This is a genomic window from Microbacterium sp. MYb54, assembly GCF_002979515.1.
GTDB lineage: Bacteria > Actinomycetota > Actinomycetes > Actinomycetales > Microbacteriaceae > Microbacterium.
Genome location: NZ_PCPA01000025.1, coordinates 1 through 18,504 on the forward strand (window position 1 = coordinate 1; position 18,504 = coordinate 18,504).

An 18,504-nucleotide genomic window follows, 5' to 3' on the forward strand; every position below is an offset into this window, starting at 1 on the left:
CCGCCGCCCCCGGCACCCCCGACATCTCGCCGAGTGCACCGGATGCTGCCGAGTGCACGGCTTCTTCCGGTGAACAAGCCGTGCACTCGACGACAAGCCGTGCACTCGGCGGCGAGGGCGCGTACTCCGACGCGTTGCTGGGAGCGTTCGCGGCGATCACGCCCGTCGCCTCCGCGGCGATCCAGGCGCTGGATGCCGGCGACCGGGAGGGGTATCTGCGCATCCTCGGCCCGACCGAGGAGCTGAGCCGACAGGTCTTCGCGGCTCCCACGTTCTATTACAAGACCGGGGTCGCCTTCCTCTCGTGGCTCAACGGGCACCAGCCCGCGTTCCAGATGGTCGGCGGACTCCACTCCGCCCGCAGCCTGCCGCATCTGAGCCGCATCGTCGAACTCGCCAACGCCTCGCTGGCGCTGGAGCAGCCCGACCTCGCCCGTGAACGGTGGCACGGCATGCTGCGTCTGAACGGAGTGGACGCATGAGCGTTCCTTCGCAGACCCCCGACCCGCGTCTGTCGATCAACCAGGCGACCGTCAAGTACGCCGACCTCGCCACGGCTCTGCGGGTCACGGCCGACGCCGGGGTGCAGGCCATCGGACTGTGGCGCGAGCCGGTGAACGAGGTCGGCCTCGACGTCGCGGCCCGGATGCTCGGCGACTCGGGCCTGCGCTTCACGACCCACTGTCGTGGAGGCTTCTTCACGCTGCCGGCCGGAACGCAGCGGAACGCCGCGCTCGACGACAACCGCCGGGCGATCGAGGAGACGGCGACCCTGGCCGCTGCCGGTGCCGAGGGGTCGACCGCCGTGCTCGTGCTCGTCGCGGGCGGACTGCCCGAGGGATCGCGCGACCTGGTCGGGGCGCGTGAACGCGTGCGAGACGCGATCGGTGTGCTGGCTCCGGAGGCGAAGGCGGCGGGCGTGACGCTCGCGATCGAACCGCTGCATCCGATGTACGCGTCCGATCGGGCGGTCGTCTCGACACTCGGACAGGCGCTCGACATCGCCGCCGACTTCGACGCGGACGTGGTCGGCGCCGCGGTCGACACCTTCCACATCTGGTGGGATCCGCAGGTGCTCGAACAGATCGCACGCGCCGGTCGTGAAGGACGCATCGCCACGTACCAGGTGTGCGACTGGAAGACGCCCCTCGCCGCCGACGTGCTGCTCTCGCGGCACTACACCGGAGACGGGGTGATCGACTTCGGCTCGCTCACCCGTGCGGTGGTGGCGACCGGGTACGACCGCGACATCGAGGTCGAGATCTTCAACGCCGACATCTGGGCGGATGCTCCTTCGAGCGTCGTGCGCCGCACGGTCGAGACGTTCGCCGCCGCCGTCTCCCCGCACCTCGGTTGAACAGGGCGATCGGGCACGACTTGAGAGGATGACACCATGACCCGAATCCGCGCAGGACTGTGCTCGGTGACGTTCCGAGCTCTCACGCCGGAGCGGATCGTCGAACTCGCGAAGGATGCCGGGCTCGAGACCATCGAGTGGGGCGGCGACGTGCACGTGCCGCCGGGCGATGTCGTCCGAGCAGCCGAGGTCGCCCGGATCACCATCGACGCCGGACTCGCGGTGGCCTCTTACGGGTCGTACTTCCGCGCCGGGGTCGGGGAATCGCTCACGCCGATCCTCGACAGTGCCGAGGCGCTCGGCGCAGACCGGGTGCGTATCTGGGCGGGCGACGTCGGATCGGATGCGGCCGCCGAGGGCGACCGGCGCGCCGTGGTCGCGCGACTCCAGGCTGCGGCATCCGAGGCCGAGGGGCGGGGGATCGGTCTCGCCCTCGAGTTCCATTCCGGAACCATCGCCGATACGGCGCCGAGCACGCTGCGATTTCTGGCCGAGGTCGGCAGCCCTGCGCTGTCGACGTACTGGCAGCCGACGGTCGGCGCCGGGGTCGATGCGGTGCTGAACGACTACCGGGCGCTGGCCGCGCACACGAGTGCCGCGCATGTCTTCTCCTGGTGGCCGGAGCACGAGCGCCTGCCGCTGCGGGCCAGAGACGCCCTGTGGACGCGGTTCTTCGCCGAGGCCGGCACCGCTGCGACTCCGCCGCGAGATGCACTGCTGGAGTTCGTGCCCGGCGACGATCCGGCGCTGCTCGCGAGCGAGGCGGCAGCGCTACGGGGGTACCTCGTGGGGTCGGTGTGACGATGCCCCTGGAAGTAGGCTCTGGGGCATGACAAAGTCCGCATCGTCCGCGGAACGACCTTCGCCGACGCGGGCCCAGCGTCACGCGCGGGGGCCCGCTCCCACGCTGCACGACGTCGCGCGCGAGGCCGGTGTGTCGCTGGCGACCGCGTCCCGAGTGCTCAACGGATCGGAGCGCAAGGTCGCCGAGTCGTTCCGGGAGCGTGTGGAGTCGGCGGCCGAGAAGCTGGGATACACCGCGAACGTCTCGGCCCAGTCGATCGCTCGTGGCACGTCTCCGGTCATCGCCCTGCTCGTCGCCGACATCGCCGACCCCTACTTCGGCCTGATCGCTTCCGGTGTGGCCCGTGGCGCCGACGAGGAGGGGCTGGTCGTGACCATCGCGATCACCGAACGCGACCAGGCACGCGAGGCGCGGATCGTGCGTGCCCTGCGTGGGCAGCGTCCGCGCGGGCTGATCCTCGCCGCCTCCCGCACGCAGGAGCCGACGGAGACCGAGACCGCGCACGAACTCGCGGAGTTCGTGCGCCTGGGCGGCAGGGTCGTGGCGTTCGGGCCGGATGACGAAGGCGAGCGTCGCATCGAGATCGACAATCGTTCCGGTGCGGAGGCTCTCGGTCAGCGGATGGCCGAGGCCGGATACCGCTCGGCGATCGCCCTCGGTGCGGCGGAAGGCGTGCGGACGTCGGACGATCGTCTGGCCGGCTTCCGTGCCGGATTCGAACCGGCCGGTGGTGTGGTGGAGAGCGTGCGCCGGGGAGACTTCCGCCGCGAATCGGGGGCGGCGGAGATGAAGAAGGCGCTCGTCGACGGCGTTGCGCCCGGCACCCTGATCTTCGCGATCAGTGATGTGGTGGCGCTCGGAGCGATGTCCGCGATCCGTGATGCCGGGCGCGAGGTCGGCGGCGACATCGCGGTCTGCGGCTTCGACGACGTGCCGGCGAGCAGTGATGTCTCCCCGGCTTTGACGACGGTGCGCGTGCCGTTGAGCGAGGTCGGCTACCAGGCCTTCCGTGCGACGGTCGATGCCGACTGGGAGCAGGCGCCGTTGCCGCTCGAGATCGTCGTGCGCGCCAGCACCCCGGGGCTCGCGCAGTGACCAGGGTCGTCCTGGCCCCGGACAGTTTCAAGGGCACGATCACGGCTGCGGATGCGGCTGCAGCACTCGCCGAGGGATGGGCCGCTGTCGACCCCACCGCCGAGTTCGTGCACCGCCCGATGGCGGACGGCGGCGAGGGCACGGTGTCCGCTTTCGAGGCGGCGGTGCCCGGCGCTGTGCGGATGCCGATCACGGTCGACGGACCTGCCGGGGAGCGGATCGACACGTCGTGGCTGCTGCTCCCGCCCACGGATGATGCCCCGGCCGGCACGGCCGTCGTCGACCTCGGCTCGACCTCCGGCATCGAGCTGCTGCACGAGCTTCGCCCCTGGGATGCCGACACGACGGGTCTCGGCCAGGCTCTGTCCGCAGCTCTCGACCACGGTGTCTCGCGGTTGGTCGTCGGCATCGGCTCCAGCGCATCCACCGATGGTGGCACCGGGATGCTCTCCGCTCTCGGCGCGCGGTTCCTCGATTCCGCGGGTGTGCCGGTCGCGCGAGGCGCGCGCGGGCTCGACGACATCGCATCGGTCGATCTGACCCGACTGCGCACGGCACCCGAGGTGCGCGTGCTCACCGACGTCACCAACCCGCTCACAGGTCCGCGGGGGGCCGCCGCGGTGTTCGGCCCGCAGAAGGGTCTGCGCGCGGCATCCGACATCGCCCGCGTCGATGAGGGCCTGCATCGGCTCGCCGGGCTGCTCGGCATCGATCCGGCGGGTCGGGGAAACGGCGCGGCAGGGGGCACCGGAGCGGCCCTCGTGGCGTGGGGTGGCACACTCGCCCCGGGAGCCGCCGAGGTGGCCGCGCTCATCGGACTGGCCGACGCGATCGCCGAGGCCGATGTCGTCATCACCGGCGAAGGCTCCTACGACGGACAGTCCGGTGACGGCAAGGTACCGTCGTTCCTCGCCGGGCTCGCCGCACACGCGGGCGCGGTGGCGATGCTCGCCGCCGGCCGCATCACCGCAGACGCCGACACCGCGCTGTTCACGGCATCCTTCTCGCTCACCGACCTCGCCGGGGCATCGGATGCCGCCCTCGCGGAGCCCGCTCGCTGGTTGCGAGAGGCCGGGGCAGCACTGGCACGCACCGCGTCCTGATCCGGTCGATCGATCCGTGACTCGGCCGTTCGCTTCCTGACCCGGCCGAGTCGACCGGCCGAGTCGAGCGGAGTGTCAGCCCCCGAGGGCCGCCGACACCACGGCGCGGGCCTCGGCCTGCACCTCGGCGAGGTGCTCCGGGCCGCGCAGGCTCTCGGCGTAGAGCTTGTAGACGTCTTCGGTGCCCGACGGGCGGGCGGCGAACCAGGCGTGCTCGGTCTGCACCTTGAGCCCGCCGATCGCCGCGCCGTTGCCGGGCGCATGCGACAGCTTCGCGGTGATCTCCTCGCCGGCGAGAGTGGTCGCCGTCACGGCCTCGGGGGCGAGCTTGCCGAGAGTGGCCTTCTGCTCCGGCGTCGCCGGGGCGTCGACGCGCTGGTACGCGGAGGAGCCGAACGCCTGCTCCAGCTCGGCGTACCTCTCCGAGGGGGTCTTCCCGGTGACGGCGATGATCTCGGCCGCCAGCAGACACAGCAGGATGCCGTCTTTGTCGGTCGACCACACCGAGCCGTCCCTGCGCAGGAACGAGGCGCCGGCCGACTCCTCGCCGCCGAACGCGACCGAGCCGTCGAGGAGCCCGGGCACGAACCACTTGAACCCGACCGGAACCTCGAGCAGGCGTCGGCCGAGCGACTCGGCGACGCGGTCGATGATCATCGACGACACCAGGGTCTTGCCGATCGCCGCGTCACGCGGCCAGTCCTCCCGATGCGAGAACAGGTAGTCGATCGCGACGGCCAGATAGTGGTTCGGGTTCATCAGTCCGGCATCCGGGGTCACGATGCCGTGCCGGTCGGCGTCGGCATCGTTCCCGGTGAGGATGTCGTAGGAGCCCTTCTTCGCGACCAGCGACGCCATCGCCGAGGGGGAGGACGGGTCCATCCGGATCTTCTCGTCCCAGTCCAGCGTCATGAAGCGCCAGGTCGGGTCGACCTCGGGGTTCACGACGGTGAGGTCGAGGTCGTGCATCTCGGCGATCAGCGCCCAGTACTCCACCGATGCTCCGCCGAGCGGATCGGCGCCGATGCTGACGCCGGCGTTGCGGATGGCGTCGATGTCGATGATCGTCGGCAGATCGCGCACGTAGGCGTCGCGGAAGTCGTAGCCGGTGAGGGAGTCCCAGTCGATGTCGGCGAAGCGCTCGAGCTTGACGCCCTCGAGTCCCGCGGAGATGAGCGCGTTCGCACGGTCGGCGATCCAGCCCGTGGCGTCGGTGTCGGCAGGTCCTCCGTGCGGCGGGTTGTACTTAAAGCCGCCGTCGCGTGGCGGGTTGTGCGATGGCGTGACGACGATGCCGTCGGCGCGGCCGGGATCGTCGGCGGCCTTGTCGCGGTTGTAGGTGAGGATCGCGTGGCTGAGCGCCGGCGTCGGCACCCATGAGTCGCGGGAGTCGACGCGCACGTCGATGCCGTTCGCGAGCAGCACCTCGATGGCGCTGCGCTCCGCCGGCAGTGAGAGAGCGTGCGTGTCACGGCCGAGGAACAGCGGACCGGTGATGCCCTGGGCGTCGCGGTAGTCCACGATCGCCTGCGTGGTGGCGAGGATGTGGTTCTCGTTGAAGCTGTTCGAGAGCGAGGATCCGCGATGGCCGCTGGTGCCGAACGCGACCCGTTCGGCCGGAACCTCGGGGTTCGGGGTTCGGTCGTAGTAGGCGGCGATCAGCTCGTCGACGTCGATCAGGTCACTTTCCTCCGCGGGGAGGCCGGCACGGCTGGTCATCCCCTCAGTCTGCCCCCTGTTCGGCAGGACCGCATCCGGGAAGTCACCGGGAGATCGGTCCCGTCGCCGAGGGCTAAGGTGAAACCCGTGACTGAACGCCGCACCTACAGCTATCTCGGCCCTGCCGGAACCTTCACGGAGGCGGCGCTCGATCAGGTGGCCGAGGCCCGCGGCCAGGACTGGCGCCCCGTGCACAACGTGGGCGAGGCTCTGGCCGACGTGCTCGAGGGCCGCAGCGACGCCGCGATGATCGCGATCGAGAACTCGATCGAGGGCGGCGTCTCCACCACGCAGGACGCCCTCGCCACGCTCCCAGGGCTCCGCATCATCGGCGAGTACCTGGTGCGGGTGAACTTCGTGCTCGTCGCTCCCCGGGGCACGACGCTCGACCAGGTCGAGGTGATCGCGGCACATCCGGTCGCGTACGCCCAGTGCCACGGCTGGCTCGGGGCACACCTGCCATCGCACTCGCACGTTCCCGCGTCGAGCAACGTGGCCTCGGCGATCGGCGTCCTCGACGGCACGCTCCCCGCACAGGCCGCCATCGCAGCCCCCGGCATCGTGAACCACTACGACGTCGACGTGCTGGCGGACGGCATCGGCGACAACGCCCAGGCCGTGACCCGCTTCGTGCTGGTCACGCGCACGACCCGTTCACCTGAGCCGACCGGGGCCGACAAGACCTCGCTGATCGTCGAGCTCCCGCACGACCACCCCGGCTCGCTCCTCGAGATGCTCGAGCAGTTCTCGACCCGCGGCATCAACCTCTCACTCATCGAGTCGCGGCCGATCGGCGACGAGCTCGGCCGCTACCGCTTCGTGATCGACGCCGACGGTCACATCGAGCACGAGCGCATGGCCGACGCGCTGCTCGGCATCCGCCGGTTCAGCCCGCGCGTGGTCTTCCTCGGCTCGTACCCGCGTGCGGACCGTCAGATCGTGCAGTACCCCGACCGCTACTCCGACGACGTGTTCGTCGAGGCGCGCGACTGGCTGCGTGGCATCCTCTCCGGCGAGCCTGACGCCTGACGTCACCCGCCCGACCGCCCAGCGCGGTCAAGCGGATGCCGTGGTTCAGTGCTCCTGGAATCGCGGCCAGTCGCTGCCGGGCGCCATGTGCGAGTGCAGAGCACCCTTGGCCGATGCCAGGCTCGGGTACGTTCCGGTCGAGGCTTCGGACCCGACCATCGTGACCGTGTAGCCGTCCTCATCGTGACGGATGCTGCCGACCACTCCGTTCGGGCCGTACGCCACCCAGAGGGCGAGGGTCTTGGTGGTGCTCATGATCGAACTCCTTCCACTGCCGGTGGCCCGTGCGTCCGCCGGTGCGGTTGCGCACCAGACGGCCACACTGATGGTGACGCTACGCCTGCGGCCCCCGGAAAGCCAGGGGTTGACAGACGGTCCCAGGGGTTGACAGACGGTCCCAGGGGTTGACAGACGGTCAGAGTGCAGCGGCGATGAGTTCCAGGGTCTGTGCGCGACCGGTCGGGGCGTCGTTCGGTTCTGCCTCATAGGCGCCGGCGACCGGCGACAGCATGACCTCGTCGACGCCGTATCGTTCGGCGAACGCGCGGACCTCGGCGGCGACGGTCTCACCCGTGCCGACGAACCAGCGCGAGCGTGCGGCCTGCACGACCTCGTCGGTCGCGGCATCCGTCACGGCGGCGGCTGCCTGCTCCACGGTCTCGAGCGCCGCGAGGGGCTGGTTCAGCCGCAGACGCGCCATCATCCGCAGCTGCGGGAGGGCGCGGGCCTCCGCCTCCTCCTGCGTGGGCGCGGCGACCGCATTCACGGTCAGGAAGGTGCGCGGCTCGGGGTTCTCCTCGCTCGGGCGGTAGCCGGTGCGGTAGAGGTCGAGCGCCCGCTCGAGGCCCTGCCCGGAGAAGTGGTTCGCGAAGACGTAGGGCAGCCCGTGCGAGGCGGCCAACTGGGCGGAGTAGTCGCTCGAACCGAGCAGCCACACCTCGGGCGTGCCGGTCGCAGCAGGTGTGGCACGCACGGTGTACTCGCCGCCGGAGGTGAAGCGCAGCGCGGCGCCGTCACCGGAGAGCAGTGCCGCGATGTCCTGCACGTGGCGGGGGAACTGCTCGACGTCGCTCGTGGTGCCGGAGCCGCGCAGCAGCTGCGTGATCACCGGGTCGCTGCCCGGCGCGCGGCCGAGGCCCAGGTCGATGCGACCGGGGGCGATGGCCTCGAGGGCGGCGAACTGCTCGGCGACGATGAGAGGTGCGTGGTTGGGCAGCATCACCCCGCCCGAGCCCAGACGCAGCCGCGAGGTGCGGGTGGCCGCAGCGGCGATCAGCACCGGGGGAGTGGTGGATGCCACCGACGGCATGTTGTGGTGCTCGGCGAACCAGTAGCGGCGATAGCCGAGCTTGTCGGCGACCTCCGCGAGAGCGAGCGAGGCGGCGATGGCCTCTGCGCTGGTCTGGCCGGTGCGGACCGGAACGAGGTCGAGGACGGAGAGAGCTGTATCGGACATCCTCAACCACAACGCGAGCCCGAGCGGCTCCATTCCCCCGCTACCGTTGGGGACATGGAAGCAGGCATCTTCTACGTCCTCGTCGGATCCGTCGCCGTCGCCGCTCTGGCGCGCTGGCGCGGGTGGCCGGCGCCACTGCTGGTCACCGTCGCGGCGCTCGCCGCATCGTTCCTGCCTTTCGTGCCGAATCTGGAGATCGACGGGCACGTGCTGCTCAGCCTCGTGCTGCCGCCGCTGCTGTACTCGGCTGCACTCGACGTCTCATTCGTCGGATTCAAGCGCAGCCTGCCGCAGATCCGCCGACTCGGCATCTGGCTCGTGCTGATCACGGCGCTCGCAGTCGGCCTCGTCGCGTGGTGGATCCTGCCGTCCCTCACGCTTCCGGGCGCACTGCTCCTCGGCGCGATCGTCGCCCCGCCCGACGCGGTGTCGGCTGCGGCGATCGGCCGTCGGCTCGGGCTGCCACGCCGCATCATGACCGTGCTCTCGGGCGAGAGCCTCATCAACGACGCGACCTCGCTGACGCTGTACCGTGTGTTCGCGGCGATCCTCGCCGGCGCGACCGTCTCGATCTGGGGCGGCATCTGGCAGTTCCTGGTGGCGGTCGGGGTCGGTGTGGCCGTCGGTCTCGTGTTCGGCATCGTCCTGCACCAGTTGCGCATGCGCATCAGCGACCCCGTCGTGATCGGCACGTTCGGGCTGCTCGCTCCGTTCGGCGCCTACGCGATCGCCGAGCATCTGCTCGGATCGGGTGTCCTCGCGGTCGTCGCGATGGGGCTGTACGTCGGCTACAACTCGCCGCGCACCGATTACACGACGCGTCAGCAGGAGAAGCCGCTGTGGCTCTCGGCCGATCTGCTGCTGGAGAGCTTCGTGTTCGCCTACATCGGGCTGCAGTTCCCGCGTGTGCTCAACGACCTCGGCAGCGAGTCGGTCGGGCAGATCCTGCTGCTCTCCGGTGCGGTGCTGCTCGTGGTCCTGATCGTGCGGCCGCTGTACATCTACCCGACCAGTGCGTGGGCGAACTTCCAGGACCGCAAGCGGCTCGAACGCTGGGATCGCGGCGTCGAATCCGGAGAGTTCGACAAGCGGCACCGCAAGTCCCGCCGCTGGGAGAACTACACCGCCGACGAGTTGCGCAGCCACATCGTGCGCGAGCAGATGGCCGGGCTCAAGCTCACCTGGAAAGACAGCGCCGTCATCTCCTGGGCCGGCATGCGCGGGGTGGTGACGCTGGCCATCGCGGTGGCTGCAGCCGACCTCGCAGCGCTCGACACAGAGGCATCCCATGCGATCGTCGTCGTCGCGTTCATCGTCACGGTCGGCACGCTGCTGTTGCAGGGGCTGACGCTCCCGATGCTCATCCGTGGTCTCGGCATCGCCAGCGATGTCGACGAGGAGGAGGACGAGGCGGCGCTCGCCGAGGTTCGTGCGAAAAGCCGTGAGGCCGGGAAGAAGTTCCTCGCCGAGAAGCGCGTCGAGTGGGAGGCGAAGTACGGCGATGTCGATCTCAGCGTGTTCGATGCGTTCACCAAGCGCATGACCCGGGTCGAGAAGGACACCGATGAGGCGCAGAAGGTGGAGGATGCCGCGAGCCGGCCGTCGTACGAAGACCTCGTCGCCCTGTCGCGGGGATGGCTGCAGGTGCGCCGCGAGATCCTCCTCGCCGAGCGCAACGCGGGCAACCTCGACGAGGAGGTCATGCGCGAGCTGATCGCCGCGATGGATGCCGAGGAGCTCGCGCTCGACACCCGTGGTGCCACTCGCCAGCAGAGCCGCGCCTGAAGCCCTGAACGACAGAGCGCCTCGTCCCGGAGAAGGGGCGAGGCGCTCTGTGCGTCGAGGCAGGGGTCAGCGGGCGCCGACCGGCTCCTTGTCGGAGGCGGCATCCGTCTCGGGAGCATCCTCGTCGTCTCCGGAGTCGTCGGCGAAGGGCAGGCCCTCGCGCGGCGCGTTGTAGAGCTCCTCGTTCAGGATGCCCTCGCGCTTGGCGACGATCGTCGGGATCAGCGCCTGACCTGCGACGTTGACCGCGGTGCGGCCCATGTCGAGGATCGGGTCGATCGCGAGCAGCAGTCCGACGCCCTCGAGCGGCAGACCCAGGGTCGACAGCGTCAGCGTGAGCATCACGACCGCTCCGGTGGTTCCGGCGGTGGCGGCGGAGCCCACGACCGAGACGATCACGATCAGCAGGTACTGCACGAAGTTCAGCTCGATGCCGAAGAACTGGGCGACGAAGATCGCGGCGATGGCCGGGTAGATCGCGGCGCAGCCGTCCATCTTCGTGGTCGCGCCCAGCGGCACGGCGAACGAGGCGTACGAGCGGGGCACGCCGAGGTTGCGCTCGGTGACGCGCTCGGTGAGGGGCAGCGTGCCGATCGAGGAGCGGCTGACGAAGGCCAGCTGCACGGCGGGCCAGACACCCGAGAAGTACTGCTTGATCGACAGGCCGTGCGTCTTGACCAGGATCGGGTAGACCACGAACAGCACGAGCGCGAGGCCGATGTAGACCGCGGCGGCGAACCAGCCGAGGGATGCGAGCTTCTCCCAGCCGTACTTGATGACGGCCGAGCCGATGAGGCCGAACGTGCCGAGCGGGGCGATGCGGATGATCCACCACAGCACACGCTGGATGACCTTCAGCAGCGACTCGGTGAAGACGAGGAACGGCTCGGCCTTCTTGCCGGCCTTGAGAGCTGCGATGCCGATCACGGCAGCGACCACGATGACCTGCAGGATGTTGAAGCCGACGTTCGACGAGAAGGTGCCTTCGACAGCGCCGGGCGAGGTGCTGACCGTCAGGCCGAGGAAGTTCTGCGGGATGAGTCCCAGCAGGAAGTTCCACCAGGTGCCGACGGTGTACGGGTCGCCGGGTTCGAGGCCCTCGCCGGCGCGGTTGCCCGGCTGGATCACGAGGCCGAGGACGATGCCGATGATCACGGCGATGAACGCGGTGATCGCGAACCACAGGATCGTCTGGCCTGCCAGGCGCGCGGCGTTCTGCACGCGACGCAGGTTCGAGATGCTGGCGACGATGGCGGTGAAGATCAGCGGGACGACGGCGGCGCGCAGCAGCGTCACGTACGAGTTGCCGATCGTGTCGAGTGTCGCGGACAGCCCGGTCGGGTTCTCGGCGGTGGCGCCGAGCTGGCGGCCGATCAGACCGGCGGCGATGCCGAGGACGAGGGCTGCGAGGATCTGGAAGCCGAACGAGGTCAGCAGCTTCCGGACCGGTCCGCGGGTATCTGGCGCTTTCTGGGCGCGTGCGGTGGTGCTCATGGGGTGGGGACTCCAGAATCGCGGCGCGCCGTGTGCGCGCCATGAGGCCCAACGCTATGACTGCCTGAGAATTCCCTGGGTGGATATGACGAACGATGACGCTCGAGCCGGATTCCGCTCGGTGCGGCCGGCAGACCTGGTTCCGGTCGCACTTCCTGCTGCCTGAACGCGCCACGAGCGGCAGCAACTGCGACCGGAATCGGGGTTCCCCGTCAGCGTGGGGCGAGCACCAGCAGGTCGCCGACCTCGCAGTCGAGAGCCTCGCAGATCGCACGCAGCGTCGAGTACCGGATCGCGCGGGCGCGGTCGTTCTTCAGCACCGACAGGTTCACGATGCTCACCCCGACCGTGGCGCTCAGCTCGGTGAGCGTCATCCCCCGGTCGGCGAGCAGCTCGTCGAGTCGGCAGTGGATGCCGGTGAACTCGTCGTCGCTCTCGGCCGGGGTCACACCAGACCCTCCGTGTCCTTCTGCAGACGCGCGGTCTCCAGCTGCAGGCGTGCCCGGTCCTGGTCGAGGCGCATGCCCTGACGGAACACCGCGGCGAGGGCGAGGAGCCCCAGGGCAGCGGCGAACGGCAGAGGGGAGACGTTGAGGGAGAAGTTCGGGTACCACTCGCTGTCCGGCGGGAACACCTCGCGCAGACCGGCGGTCGCCGCGATGGCGCCGAGAAGATCGGTGGCCACCCCGAACACGAGCACGGCGATGGCCCCGACAGTGAGAGCGCGCGTCACGGTCTGTGAGAACGCGCGACCCCGCAGCGTCTGGAAGCAGATGACCATGAGCATCGCGGCAGGCGTCGTGGAGAACGCCAGCGATGCGAGCTGCGCGGCGCCCGCAAGCGCCCGGAGCCCGAGCGAGGCGTTGGCGACGGTGAAGTTCGTGATCGAACCGCCGCCGCATCGAAGGACCGCAGCGGTCACTTCATCAGCGTCGCTGCAGGGGACGTCGGTGGGCCAGGGGACCCAGAGCGACCCCGAGGCGATCTCCGCCCAATCGGTCGCGAACACCTTGAGGATGATGATGATCGCACCGACGGCGGACAGGATGACCCACCAGCCGGAGACGGTGAGTGCCGCGTCGATCGCGAGTGTGCGGCTCCCGCGACGTCGGCCGCGCCAGACGACGATGCCCACGATCACGGCGATGACCGCCAGTCCGATCCCGATCTGGCCGAGCGAGGTTCCGAGGTCTTCCGAACTGATTCCGAACATCAGACGAGTCCTTCCGTGTCGCGCTGCAGCCTTCGACCGATTTCGAACAGACCTGCGACGAGCGCGAGCGCGAACGCCCAACCCACCGGCGCGAGGTCGAACTGCACCAGCAGCGTCCACAGCACGTCCTCGACCTGCGGGTCCGTGTTCGCAAGGTCCTGGACGATCATGGCTCTGCCGACCCCGCCGGCGAACTGTCCGAGCAGAGCGCCGGCGATCATCAGGCACGCGGCGAGACCGAACATCCACCCGAGCGATGTGCGGAACGGGCGCGACCGGATGAGCGACACTCCCAACCACCAGACGCCTGCGCACAGCGCGACCGTTGCCAGGGCGGGAAGGGCGGTCTCGAGGAACAGCATCCAGCGCGCGCCGGTGGGCATGGCCGGAATCGTGACGAGTGCGGAGTCGACCGTCGCCGCGCTCACGCCAGAGACGTCGTCGAGAGCGGTCAGGTCGACATCGTGCACGGGCATCGACACCGTGGGCGCGGCCCCGAAAACGGCGAATGCGGCGGAGACGACGGCCACGATCGCGCCGATCGCGACGCTGACCGCTCCGGTCGCGATGAGCCCGAGCGCGATCCCTTCCGTGCGTGAGGGGCGTCCTTCTCTGGCGAGCATCGCTGACTCCTAGCGTGGGTTGTTATCGACTGTCGTTAACATAACGACTGTCGATAACACGGTCAACCCCCGGTATGCCCACGGCGAACACGGGCATACGTGCCCTGCGTGGTGGTTACTCTCGATGTACAGGCGCAGAGAACGCCGTAGGTGTCAGCGCTTCGCCCCGTGCGAATAAGGAGTCACAGCATGTTCGAGAGATTCACGGACCGAGCCCGTCGAGTGGTCGTCCTCGCCCAAGAAGAGGCGAAGATGCTCAACCACAATTACATCGGAACCGAGCACATCCTGCTCGGCCTCATCCACGAGGGCGAAGGTGTCGCCGCCAAGGCGCTCGAAAGCCTCGGCATCTCCCTCGACGCCGTGCGCGAGCAGGTGCAGGACATCATCGGCCAGGGTCAGCAGCAGCCGACCGGGCACATCCCGTTCACCCCGCGCGCCAAGAAGGTGCTCGAGCTCAGCCTCCGCGAGGCTCTCCAGCTCGGCCACAACTACATCGGCACCGAGCACATCCTGCTCGGCCTCATCCGTGAGGGTGAGGGTGTCGCAGCCCAGGTGCTCGTCAAGCTCGGCGCCGACCTGAACAAGGTCCGCCAGCAGGTCATCCAGCTGCTCTCCGGCGCTCCCGGCCGCGAGCCGGCATCCGTCGGTGCGCAGACGAACGACTCGCAGGCCAGCGCCCAGGGCGGTTCGGCCGTGCTCGACCAGTTCGGCCGCAACCTCACCCAGGCCGCGCGCGACAACAAGCTCGACCCGGTGATCGGGCGCGAGAAGGAGGCGGAGCGGGTCATGCAGATCCTCTCCCGCCGCTCCAAGAACAACCCCGTCCTGATCGGTGAGCCCGGCGTCGGCAAGACCGCCGTCGTCGAGGGCCTGGCCCAGGCGATCGTCAAGGGCGATGTGCCCGAGACGCTGAAGGACAAGCAGCTCTACTCGCTCGACCTCGGCTCGCTCATCGCCGGTTCCCGCTACCGCGGTGACTTCGAGGAGCGTCTGAAGAAGGTCACCAAGGAGATCCGCACGCGCGGCGACATCATCGTCTTCATCGACGAGATCCACACCCTCGTGGGTGCGGGTGCCGCCGAGGGCGCGATCGACGCGGCCAGCATCCTGAAGCCGCTCCTCGCCCGTGGCGAGCTGCAGACGATCGGTGCGACCACGCTCGACGAGTACCGCAAGCACTTCGAGAAGGATGCCGCTCTCGAGCGCCGCTTCCAGTCGGTGCAGGTCAACGAGCCGACGCTGCCGCACACGATCAACATCCTCAAGGGCCTGCGCGACCGCTACGAGGCGCACCACAAGGTGCAGATCACCGACGGCGCCATCGTGGCGGCCGCGAACCTCGCCGACCGCTACGTCTCCGACCGCTTCCTCCCGGACAAGGCCATCGACCTGATCGACGAGGCCGGCGCACGCCTGCGTCTGTCGATCCTGTCCAGCCCGCCCGAGCTGCGCGAATTCGACGAGAAGATCGCCGCTGTCCGCGAGCAGAAGGAAGTCGCCTCCGAGGAGCAGGACTTCGAGAAGGCGGCATCCCTCCGCGATGAGGAGAAGAGCCTCCTCGCCGAGCGTCTGCGGCTCGAGAAGCAGTGGCGCGCGGGCGACGTCGCGACCTCCGCGGTCGTCGACGAGGGTCTGATCGCCGAGGTGCTCGCACAGGCCACCGGCATCCCCGTCTTCAAGCTCACGGAAGAGGAGTCCTCGCGGCTCGTCTTCATGGAGAAGGCCCTGCACCAGCGCGTCATCGGTCAGGAAGAGGCGATCGCCGCCCTCTCCAAGACGATCCGTCGTCAGCGTGCCGGTCTCAAGGACCCGAAGCGTCCCTCGGGCTCGTTCATCTTCGCCGGCCCCACGGGTGTCGGAAAGACCGAGCTCGCCAAGGCGCTCGCCGAGTTCCTGTTCGACGATGAGGCTGCGCTGATCTCGCTCGACATGAGCGAGTTCGGTGAGAAGCACACCGTCTCGCGTCTGTTCGGTGCCCCTCCCGGATTCGTCGGATTCGAAGAGGGTGGCCAGCTCACCGAGAAGGTGCGGCGCAAGCCGTTCAGCGTGGTGCTCTTCGACGAGATCGAGAAGGCCCACCCGGACATCTTCAACTCGCTGCTGCAGATCCTCGAAGAAGGTCGTCTCACCGACGGTCAGGGTCGGATCGTGGACTTCAAGAACACGGTCATCATCATGACCACCAACCTCGGTGCGCGTGACATCGCCGGCGGACCCGTCGGCTTCCAGGTCGAGGGCAACGACTCGACCAGCTACGACCGGATGAAGGGCAAGGTGAACGAAGAGCTCAAGCGGCACTTCAAGCCCGAGTTCCTGAACCGTGTCGACGACATCATCGTGTTCCCGCAGCTCTCCAAGACCGAGCTGGTGCAGATCGTCGATCTGTTCACCAAGCGCCTCGGCGAGCGTCTGCTGGACCGCGACATGACGATCGAGCTGTCGCAGCCGGCCAAGGAGCGTCTCATCGAGATCGGCTTCGACCCGGCTCTCGGCGCCCGACCGCTGCGTCGCGCGATGCAGCACGAGATCGAGGACCGTCTGTCGGAGAAGATCCTGCACGGCGAGCTCAATTCCGGTGACCACGTGAAGGTCGACGCGAAGGACGGGGAGTTCCTGTTCGAGCACGGCCCGCGCGGCGAGAAGGTCGCAGTCGGTGTCAACACCGGCGGCGGCGCGATCGCCAGCACGCCTGACCTGGCGGTAGCCAGCGGGGAGTGACCTCCGGTTGAACAGAGAAAGGGGCGGATGCTGCGGCATCCGCCCCTTTCCTGTGTCCGGTCCAGGTGCCGACCGACCAGGGGTTCTAGGCTTGTCTCGTGAGCGAGTACATCGTCAGGCCGGCGCGGAGCGCCGACATCGTCGGCATCCGTGACCTGCTGCAGCCGCTCGTGGAGCAGCGCATCCTGCTCGGCAAGGATCTGGCTGTGCTCTACGGTGCCGTGCAGGAGTTCGTCGTGGCGGAAGCCGACGGGGTGCTGATCGGATGCGGTGCACTGCACGTGTTCTGGGAAGACCTCGGTGAGGTGCGCACGCTGCTCGTGCGCGACGACTGGCTGCACCACGGTGTCGGCCGCGCACTCGTCGACGGGCTCGAGGAGAACGCCAGGATGCTCGGTCTGTCGCGCCTGTTCTGCCTCACGTTCGAGGTGGAGTTCTTCGGACGCCGCGGGTACACGTCGATCGGCGAGCAGGTCGTCGACTCCGACGTCTACTCCCAGCTGTTGCGCAGCGGCGACGCCGGTGTCGAGGAGTTCCTCGACCTCGCCCACGTCAAGCCGAACACGCTCGGCAACACCCGCATGCTCAAGGTGCTCTGAGCACGCGCCGCAGACCGCATCCGCCGTCCGGCCTCCCAGGCTGGGCGCGGGGGATCGCATAGCCTGGAGGCATGTCTCGTCGCCCATCCGCCGCCGTCTACCGTCGTCGGCGACTGGTCGTCATCGTCGGACTCATCCTGGTCGTCGCGGCCATCGGCATCGGGGCGTGGCTTCTGATCGCGCGGCCCTGGGCGGCCGCCGACACTGCTGAGACGCCTTCGCCTTCGGCGTCGACGTCGCCGAGTGCGGCCCCGTCGACCGGCACCGACTCTCCCTCTCCCTCTCCCGATGCCTCGACCGAGCAGGCTCCGGCGATCGTCGCGTGCGAGGCGAACGACATCGAGGTCGCGGCCGTCGCCGACGCCGCCACGTATGCGGCGGGTGTCATGCCGAAGCTCTCCATCTCGTTGACGAACAAGGGCGCCAAGGACTGCACGATCGACGTCGGGTCGACCACGCAGGTGTTCACGGTCTCCAGCGGTGAAGACGTCTGGTGGCGTTCGACCGACTGCCAGGAGAACCCGAGCAGCATGATCGCCACTCTGACGGCGGGGACGACGGTCACCAGCAAAGATCCGGTCACCTGGGATCGCACGCGCTCGAGCGTCGAGACGTGCGCGCAGGAGAACCGACAGCGCGCTCCTGGCGGGGGAGCCTCGTACCATGTCGAGGTTTCGATCGGCGGCTTCACGAGCCTCTCGACCGCGCAGATCCTGCTCTACTGACCTCCGCTGACTTCGAAGCGATCATCGCAGGCGTCTTCGAAAATCGTCGTGAACTGATTCCGGACGCACGAAATGATGCGATATCAGACGCCTTCGGCACGCGATGCTGACATCTGCGAGTCTTTGGGATACCATTGACATGACTCTCCGCATCATGCGGCAATATGCCATCCCCAGTGGCGTCGAACTACAGCGTCCCCAGCGCTTCGACACCGCCGCTCGAGAGTCCGAGGGCCCTCTCGAGTACCCCAGTCCCCAATGTGGGACTCGAGAGGGCCCCAATCGTATCCGCGGTCGATTCCGGGCGGATGCCGTGGCTGTTCTCCATGCCTAAGCTGGAGGCATGGCAGCGAAGAAGGCGAAGTCCGCGAAGAAGAAGCCCGCACCCGAGGACTTCCGCTCGGATGCTCTGGCCCAGGCTCTGGAGAAGCAGGATGTCGCCGCGGTCGCTCTCGCCCTCCGTCACGGCACCACCGTCGTGCCGCTGATCACACCTGGTGCGCGGGACAACCCCCTCGACAGCGGTGAGGTGTGGACGTACCGCGATCCGAAGACCGGCGACCTCGCCCTGCTTCTGTTCAGCGATGCCAAGAACAAGCCGGCCAACCTCCCGCCCGGTGTGGGGATCTACACGGCGGACTGGCTGCGGAAGTTCCTCGCCGCGCACCCGATCACGACAGTGTTCCTCGACATCGCCGGCCCCCACCCGATGCAGGCCGAACCGGCCGAGCTGCTCAAGGCCCTCGACGCCTGACGGCATCGGCGCCTGACAGCCCGTTG

The 18,504-nt window shown here is 68.8% G+C and carries 18 protein-coding genes; 11 read left to right on the plus strand and 7 right to left on the minus strand.

From position 1 onward, the window contains the following. The 5 genes from CQ040_RS18040 to CQ040_RS18060 form a co-directional block, all read left to right on the plus strand. The coding region (locus CQ040_RS18040; RefSeq protein WP_258133646.1) for a dihydrodipicolinate synthase family protein at nt 1-482 on the plus strand (482 nt) is incomplete at its 5' end. Further along, a complete protein-coding gene (locus CQ040_RS18045; protein ID WP_105528244.1) occupies nt 479-1,357 on the plus strand; it encodes a sugar phosphate isomerase/epimerase in 879 nt (292 codons plus the stop codon). The genes CQ040_RS18040 and CQ040_RS18045, both read left to right, overlap by 4 nt. A gap of 36 nt (nt 1,358-1,393) precedes the next feature. Further along, the gene (locus CQ040_RS18050; protein WP_105528243.1) at nt 1,394-2,158 is read left to right on the plus strand and encodes a sugar phosphate isomerase/epimerase; all 765 of its coding nucleotides are present in this window, start codon (nt 1,394-1,396) and stop codon (nt 2,156-2,158) included. 28 nt (nt 2,159-2,186) lie between these two features. Beyond that, nucleotides 2,187-3,257, plus strand: a complete 1,071-nt coding sequence (locus CQ040_RS18055; protein ID WP_105528242.1) for a LacI family DNA-binding transcriptional regulator — start codon at nt 2,187-2,189, stop codon at nt 3,255-3,257. Beyond that, the gene (locus CQ040_RS18060) at nt 3,254-4,360 is read left to right on the plus strand and encodes a glycerate kinase (RefSeq protein WP_105528241.1); all 1,107 of its coding nucleotides are present in this window, start codon (nt 3,254-3,256) and stop codon (nt 4,358-4,360) included. The genes CQ040_RS18055 and CQ040_RS18060 overlap by 4 nt, the downstream gene beginning before the upstream one ends. A 75-nt stretch (nt 4,361-4,435) precedes the next feature. On the opposite strand, the gene pgm is transcribed toward CQ040_RS18060, so the two are convergent. Beyond that, nucleotides 4,436-6,079, minus strand: a complete 1,644-nt coding sequence (gene pgm, locus CQ040_RS18065) for a phosphoglucomutase (alpha-D-glucose-1,6-bisphosphate-dependent) (protein WP_105528240.1) — start codon at nt 6,077-6,079, stop codon at nt 4,436-4,438. Nucleotides 6,080-6,157: 78 nt separating this feature from the next. Here pgm and pheA point away from each other — a divergent pair, with 78 nt between their 5' ends. After that, complete coding sequence (gene pheA / locus CQ040_RS18070) at nt 6,158-7,108, plus strand: prephenate dehydratase (RefSeq protein WP_105528239.1); 951 nt, start codon at nt 6,158-6,160, stop codon at nt 7,106-7,108. A 45-nt stretch (nt 7,109-7,153) separates the two neighbouring features. Here pheA and CQ040_RS18075 read toward each other — a convergent pair whose 3' ends face one another. After that, nucleotides 7,154-7,363: a hypothetical protein gene (locus tag CQ040_RS18075; protein ID WP_028503896.1), complete on the minus strand. Its 210-nt coding sequence runs from the start codon at nt 7,361-7,363 to the stop codon at nt 7,154-7,156. A gap of 160 nt (nt 7,364-7,523) precedes the next feature. Further along, the gene (locus tag CQ040_RS18080; protein WP_105528238.1) at nt 7,524-8,564 is read right to left on the minus strand and encodes an LLM class flavin-dependent oxidoreductase; all 1,041 of its coding nucleotides are present in this window, start codon (nt 8,562-8,564) and stop codon (nt 7,524-7,526) included. Between the two features lie 54 nt (nt 8,565-8,618). On the opposite strand from CQ040_RS18080, the gene CQ040_RS18085 reads away from it, so the two are divergent. Further along, nucleotides 8,619-10,349 (plus strand): sodium:proton antiporter, encoded by a 1,731-nt coding sequence (locus CQ040_RS18085; RefSeq protein WP_105528237.1) that lies wholly within the window; start codon nt 8,619-8,621, stop codon nt 10,347-10,349. A 66-nt stretch (nt 10,350-10,415) separates the two neighbouring features. Here the strand turns inward: CQ040_RS18085 and CQ040_RS18090 are convergent, their stop codons facing one another. From CQ040_RS18090 to CQ040_RS18105, 4 genes are all read right to left on the minus strand, one after another. Then, complete coding sequence (locus CQ040_RS18090) at nt 10,416-11,843, minus strand: dicarboxylate/amino acid:cation symporter (protein ID WP_181157014.1); 1,428 nt, start codon at nt 11,841-11,843, stop codon at nt 10,416-10,418. Nucleotides 11,844-12,055: 212 nt separating this feature from the next. Then, nucleotides 12,056-12,292 (minus strand): helix-turn-helix transcriptional regulator, encoded by a 237-nt coding sequence (locus CQ040_RS18095; RefSeq protein WP_105528236.1) that lies wholly within the window; start codon nt 12,290-12,292, stop codon nt 12,056-12,058. After that, nucleotides 12,289-13,056 carry a hypothetical protein gene (locus CQ040_RS18100; protein WP_105528235.1) on the minus strand — a complete coding sequence of 256 codons (768 nt, stop codon included), beginning with the start codon at nt 13,054-13,056 and terminating at the stop codon, nt 12,289-12,291. The genes CQ040_RS18095 and CQ040_RS18100 overlap by 4 nt, the downstream gene beginning before the upstream one ends. Continuing rightward, nucleotides 13,056-13,679 (minus strand): hypothetical protein, encoded by a 624-nt coding sequence (locus CQ040_RS18105; protein ID WP_105528234.1) that lies wholly within the window; start codon nt 13,677-13,679, stop codon nt 13,056-13,058. Before CQ040_RS18105 ends, CQ040_RS18100 begins: the two co-directional genes overlap by 1 nt. Before the next feature lie 189 nt (nt 13,680-13,868). On the opposite strand from CQ040_RS18105, the gene CQ040_RS18110 reads away from it, so the two are divergent. From CQ040_RS18110 to CQ040_RS18125, 4 genes are all read left to right on the plus strand, one after another. Next, a complete protein-coding gene (locus tag CQ040_RS18110) occupies nt 13,869-16,400 on the plus strand; it encodes an ATP-dependent Clp protease ATP-binding subunit (RefSeq protein WP_028503888.1) in 2,532 nt (843 codons plus the stop codon). A 98-nt stretch (nt 16,401-16,498) separates the two neighbouring features. Further along, on the plus strand, nt 16,499-16,999 hold the full coding sequence (locus CQ040_RS18115; protein ID WP_028503887.1) for an amino-acid N-acetyltransferase: 501 nt from the start codon (nt 16,499-16,501) through the stop codon (nt 16,997-16,999). Between the two features lie 71 nt (nt 17,000-17,070). After that, nucleotides 17,071-17,724, plus strand: a complete 654-nt coding sequence (locus tag CQ040_RS18120; protein WP_105528233.1) for a hypothetical protein — start codon at nt 17,071-17,073, stop codon at nt 17,722-17,724. Nucleotides 17,725-18,067: 343 nt separating this feature from the next. Then, entirely contained in the window at nt 18,068-18,478 is a 411-nt protein-coding gene (locus tag CQ040_RS18125; RefSeq protein WP_105528232.1) for a dehydrogenase, read from the plus strand. The last annotated feature ends 26 nt before the right edge of the window (nt 18,479-18,504 follow it).

Coding starts and splice junctions, on each gene's coding strand:
- CQ040_RS18120 (WP_105528233.1), top strand. CDS start 17,071: ATGTCTCGTCGCCCATCCGCCGCCGTCTACCGTCGTCGGCGACTGGTC.
- CQ040_RS18110 (WP_028503888.1), top strand. CDS start 13,869: ATGTTCGAGAGATTCACGGACCGAGCCCGTCGAGTGGTCGTCCTCGCC.
- CQ040_RS18045 (WP_105528244.1), top strand. CDS start 479: ATGAGCGTTCCTTCGCAGACCCCCGACCCGCGTCTGTCGATCAACCAG.
- CQ040_RS18125 (WP_105528232.1), top strand. CDS start 18,068: ATGGCAGCGAAGAAGGCGAAGTCCGCGAAGAAGAAGCCCGCACCCGAG.
- CQ040_RS18105 (WP_105528234.1), bottom strand. CDS start 13,679: ATGCTCGCCAGAGAAGGACGCCCCTCACGCACGGAAGGGATCGCGCTC.
- pgm (WP_105528240.1), bottom strand. CDS start 6,079: ATGACCAGCCGTGCCGGCCTCCCCGCGGAGGAAAGTGACCTGATCGAC.
- CQ040_RS18080 (WP_105528238.1), bottom strand. CDS start 8,564: ATGTCCGATACAGCTCTCTCCGTCCTCGACCTCGTTCCGGTCCGCACC.
- CQ040_RS18050 (WP_105528243.1), top strand. CDS start 1,394: ATGACCCGAATCCGCGCAGGACTGTGCTCGGTGACGTTCCGAGCTCTC.
- CQ040_RS18085 (WP_105528237.1), top strand. CDS start 8,619: ATGGAAGCAGGCATCTTCTACGTCCTCGTCGGATCCGTCGCCGTCGCC.
- CQ040_RS18090 (WP_181157014.1), bottom strand. CDS start 11,843: ATGAGCACCACCGCACGCGCCCAGAAAGCGCCAGATACCCGCGGACCG.
- CQ040_RS18055 (WP_105528242.1), top strand. CDS start 2,187: ATGACAAAGTCCGCATCGTCCGCGGAACGACCTTCGCCGACGCGGGCC.
- CQ040_RS18075 (WP_028503896.1), bottom strand. CDS start 7,363: ATGAGCACCACCAAGACCCTCGCCCTCTGGGTGGCGTACGGCCCGAAC.
- CQ040_RS18100 (WP_105528235.1), bottom strand. CDS start 13,056: ATGTTCGGAATCAGTTCGGAAGACCTCGGAACCTCGCTCGGCCAGATC.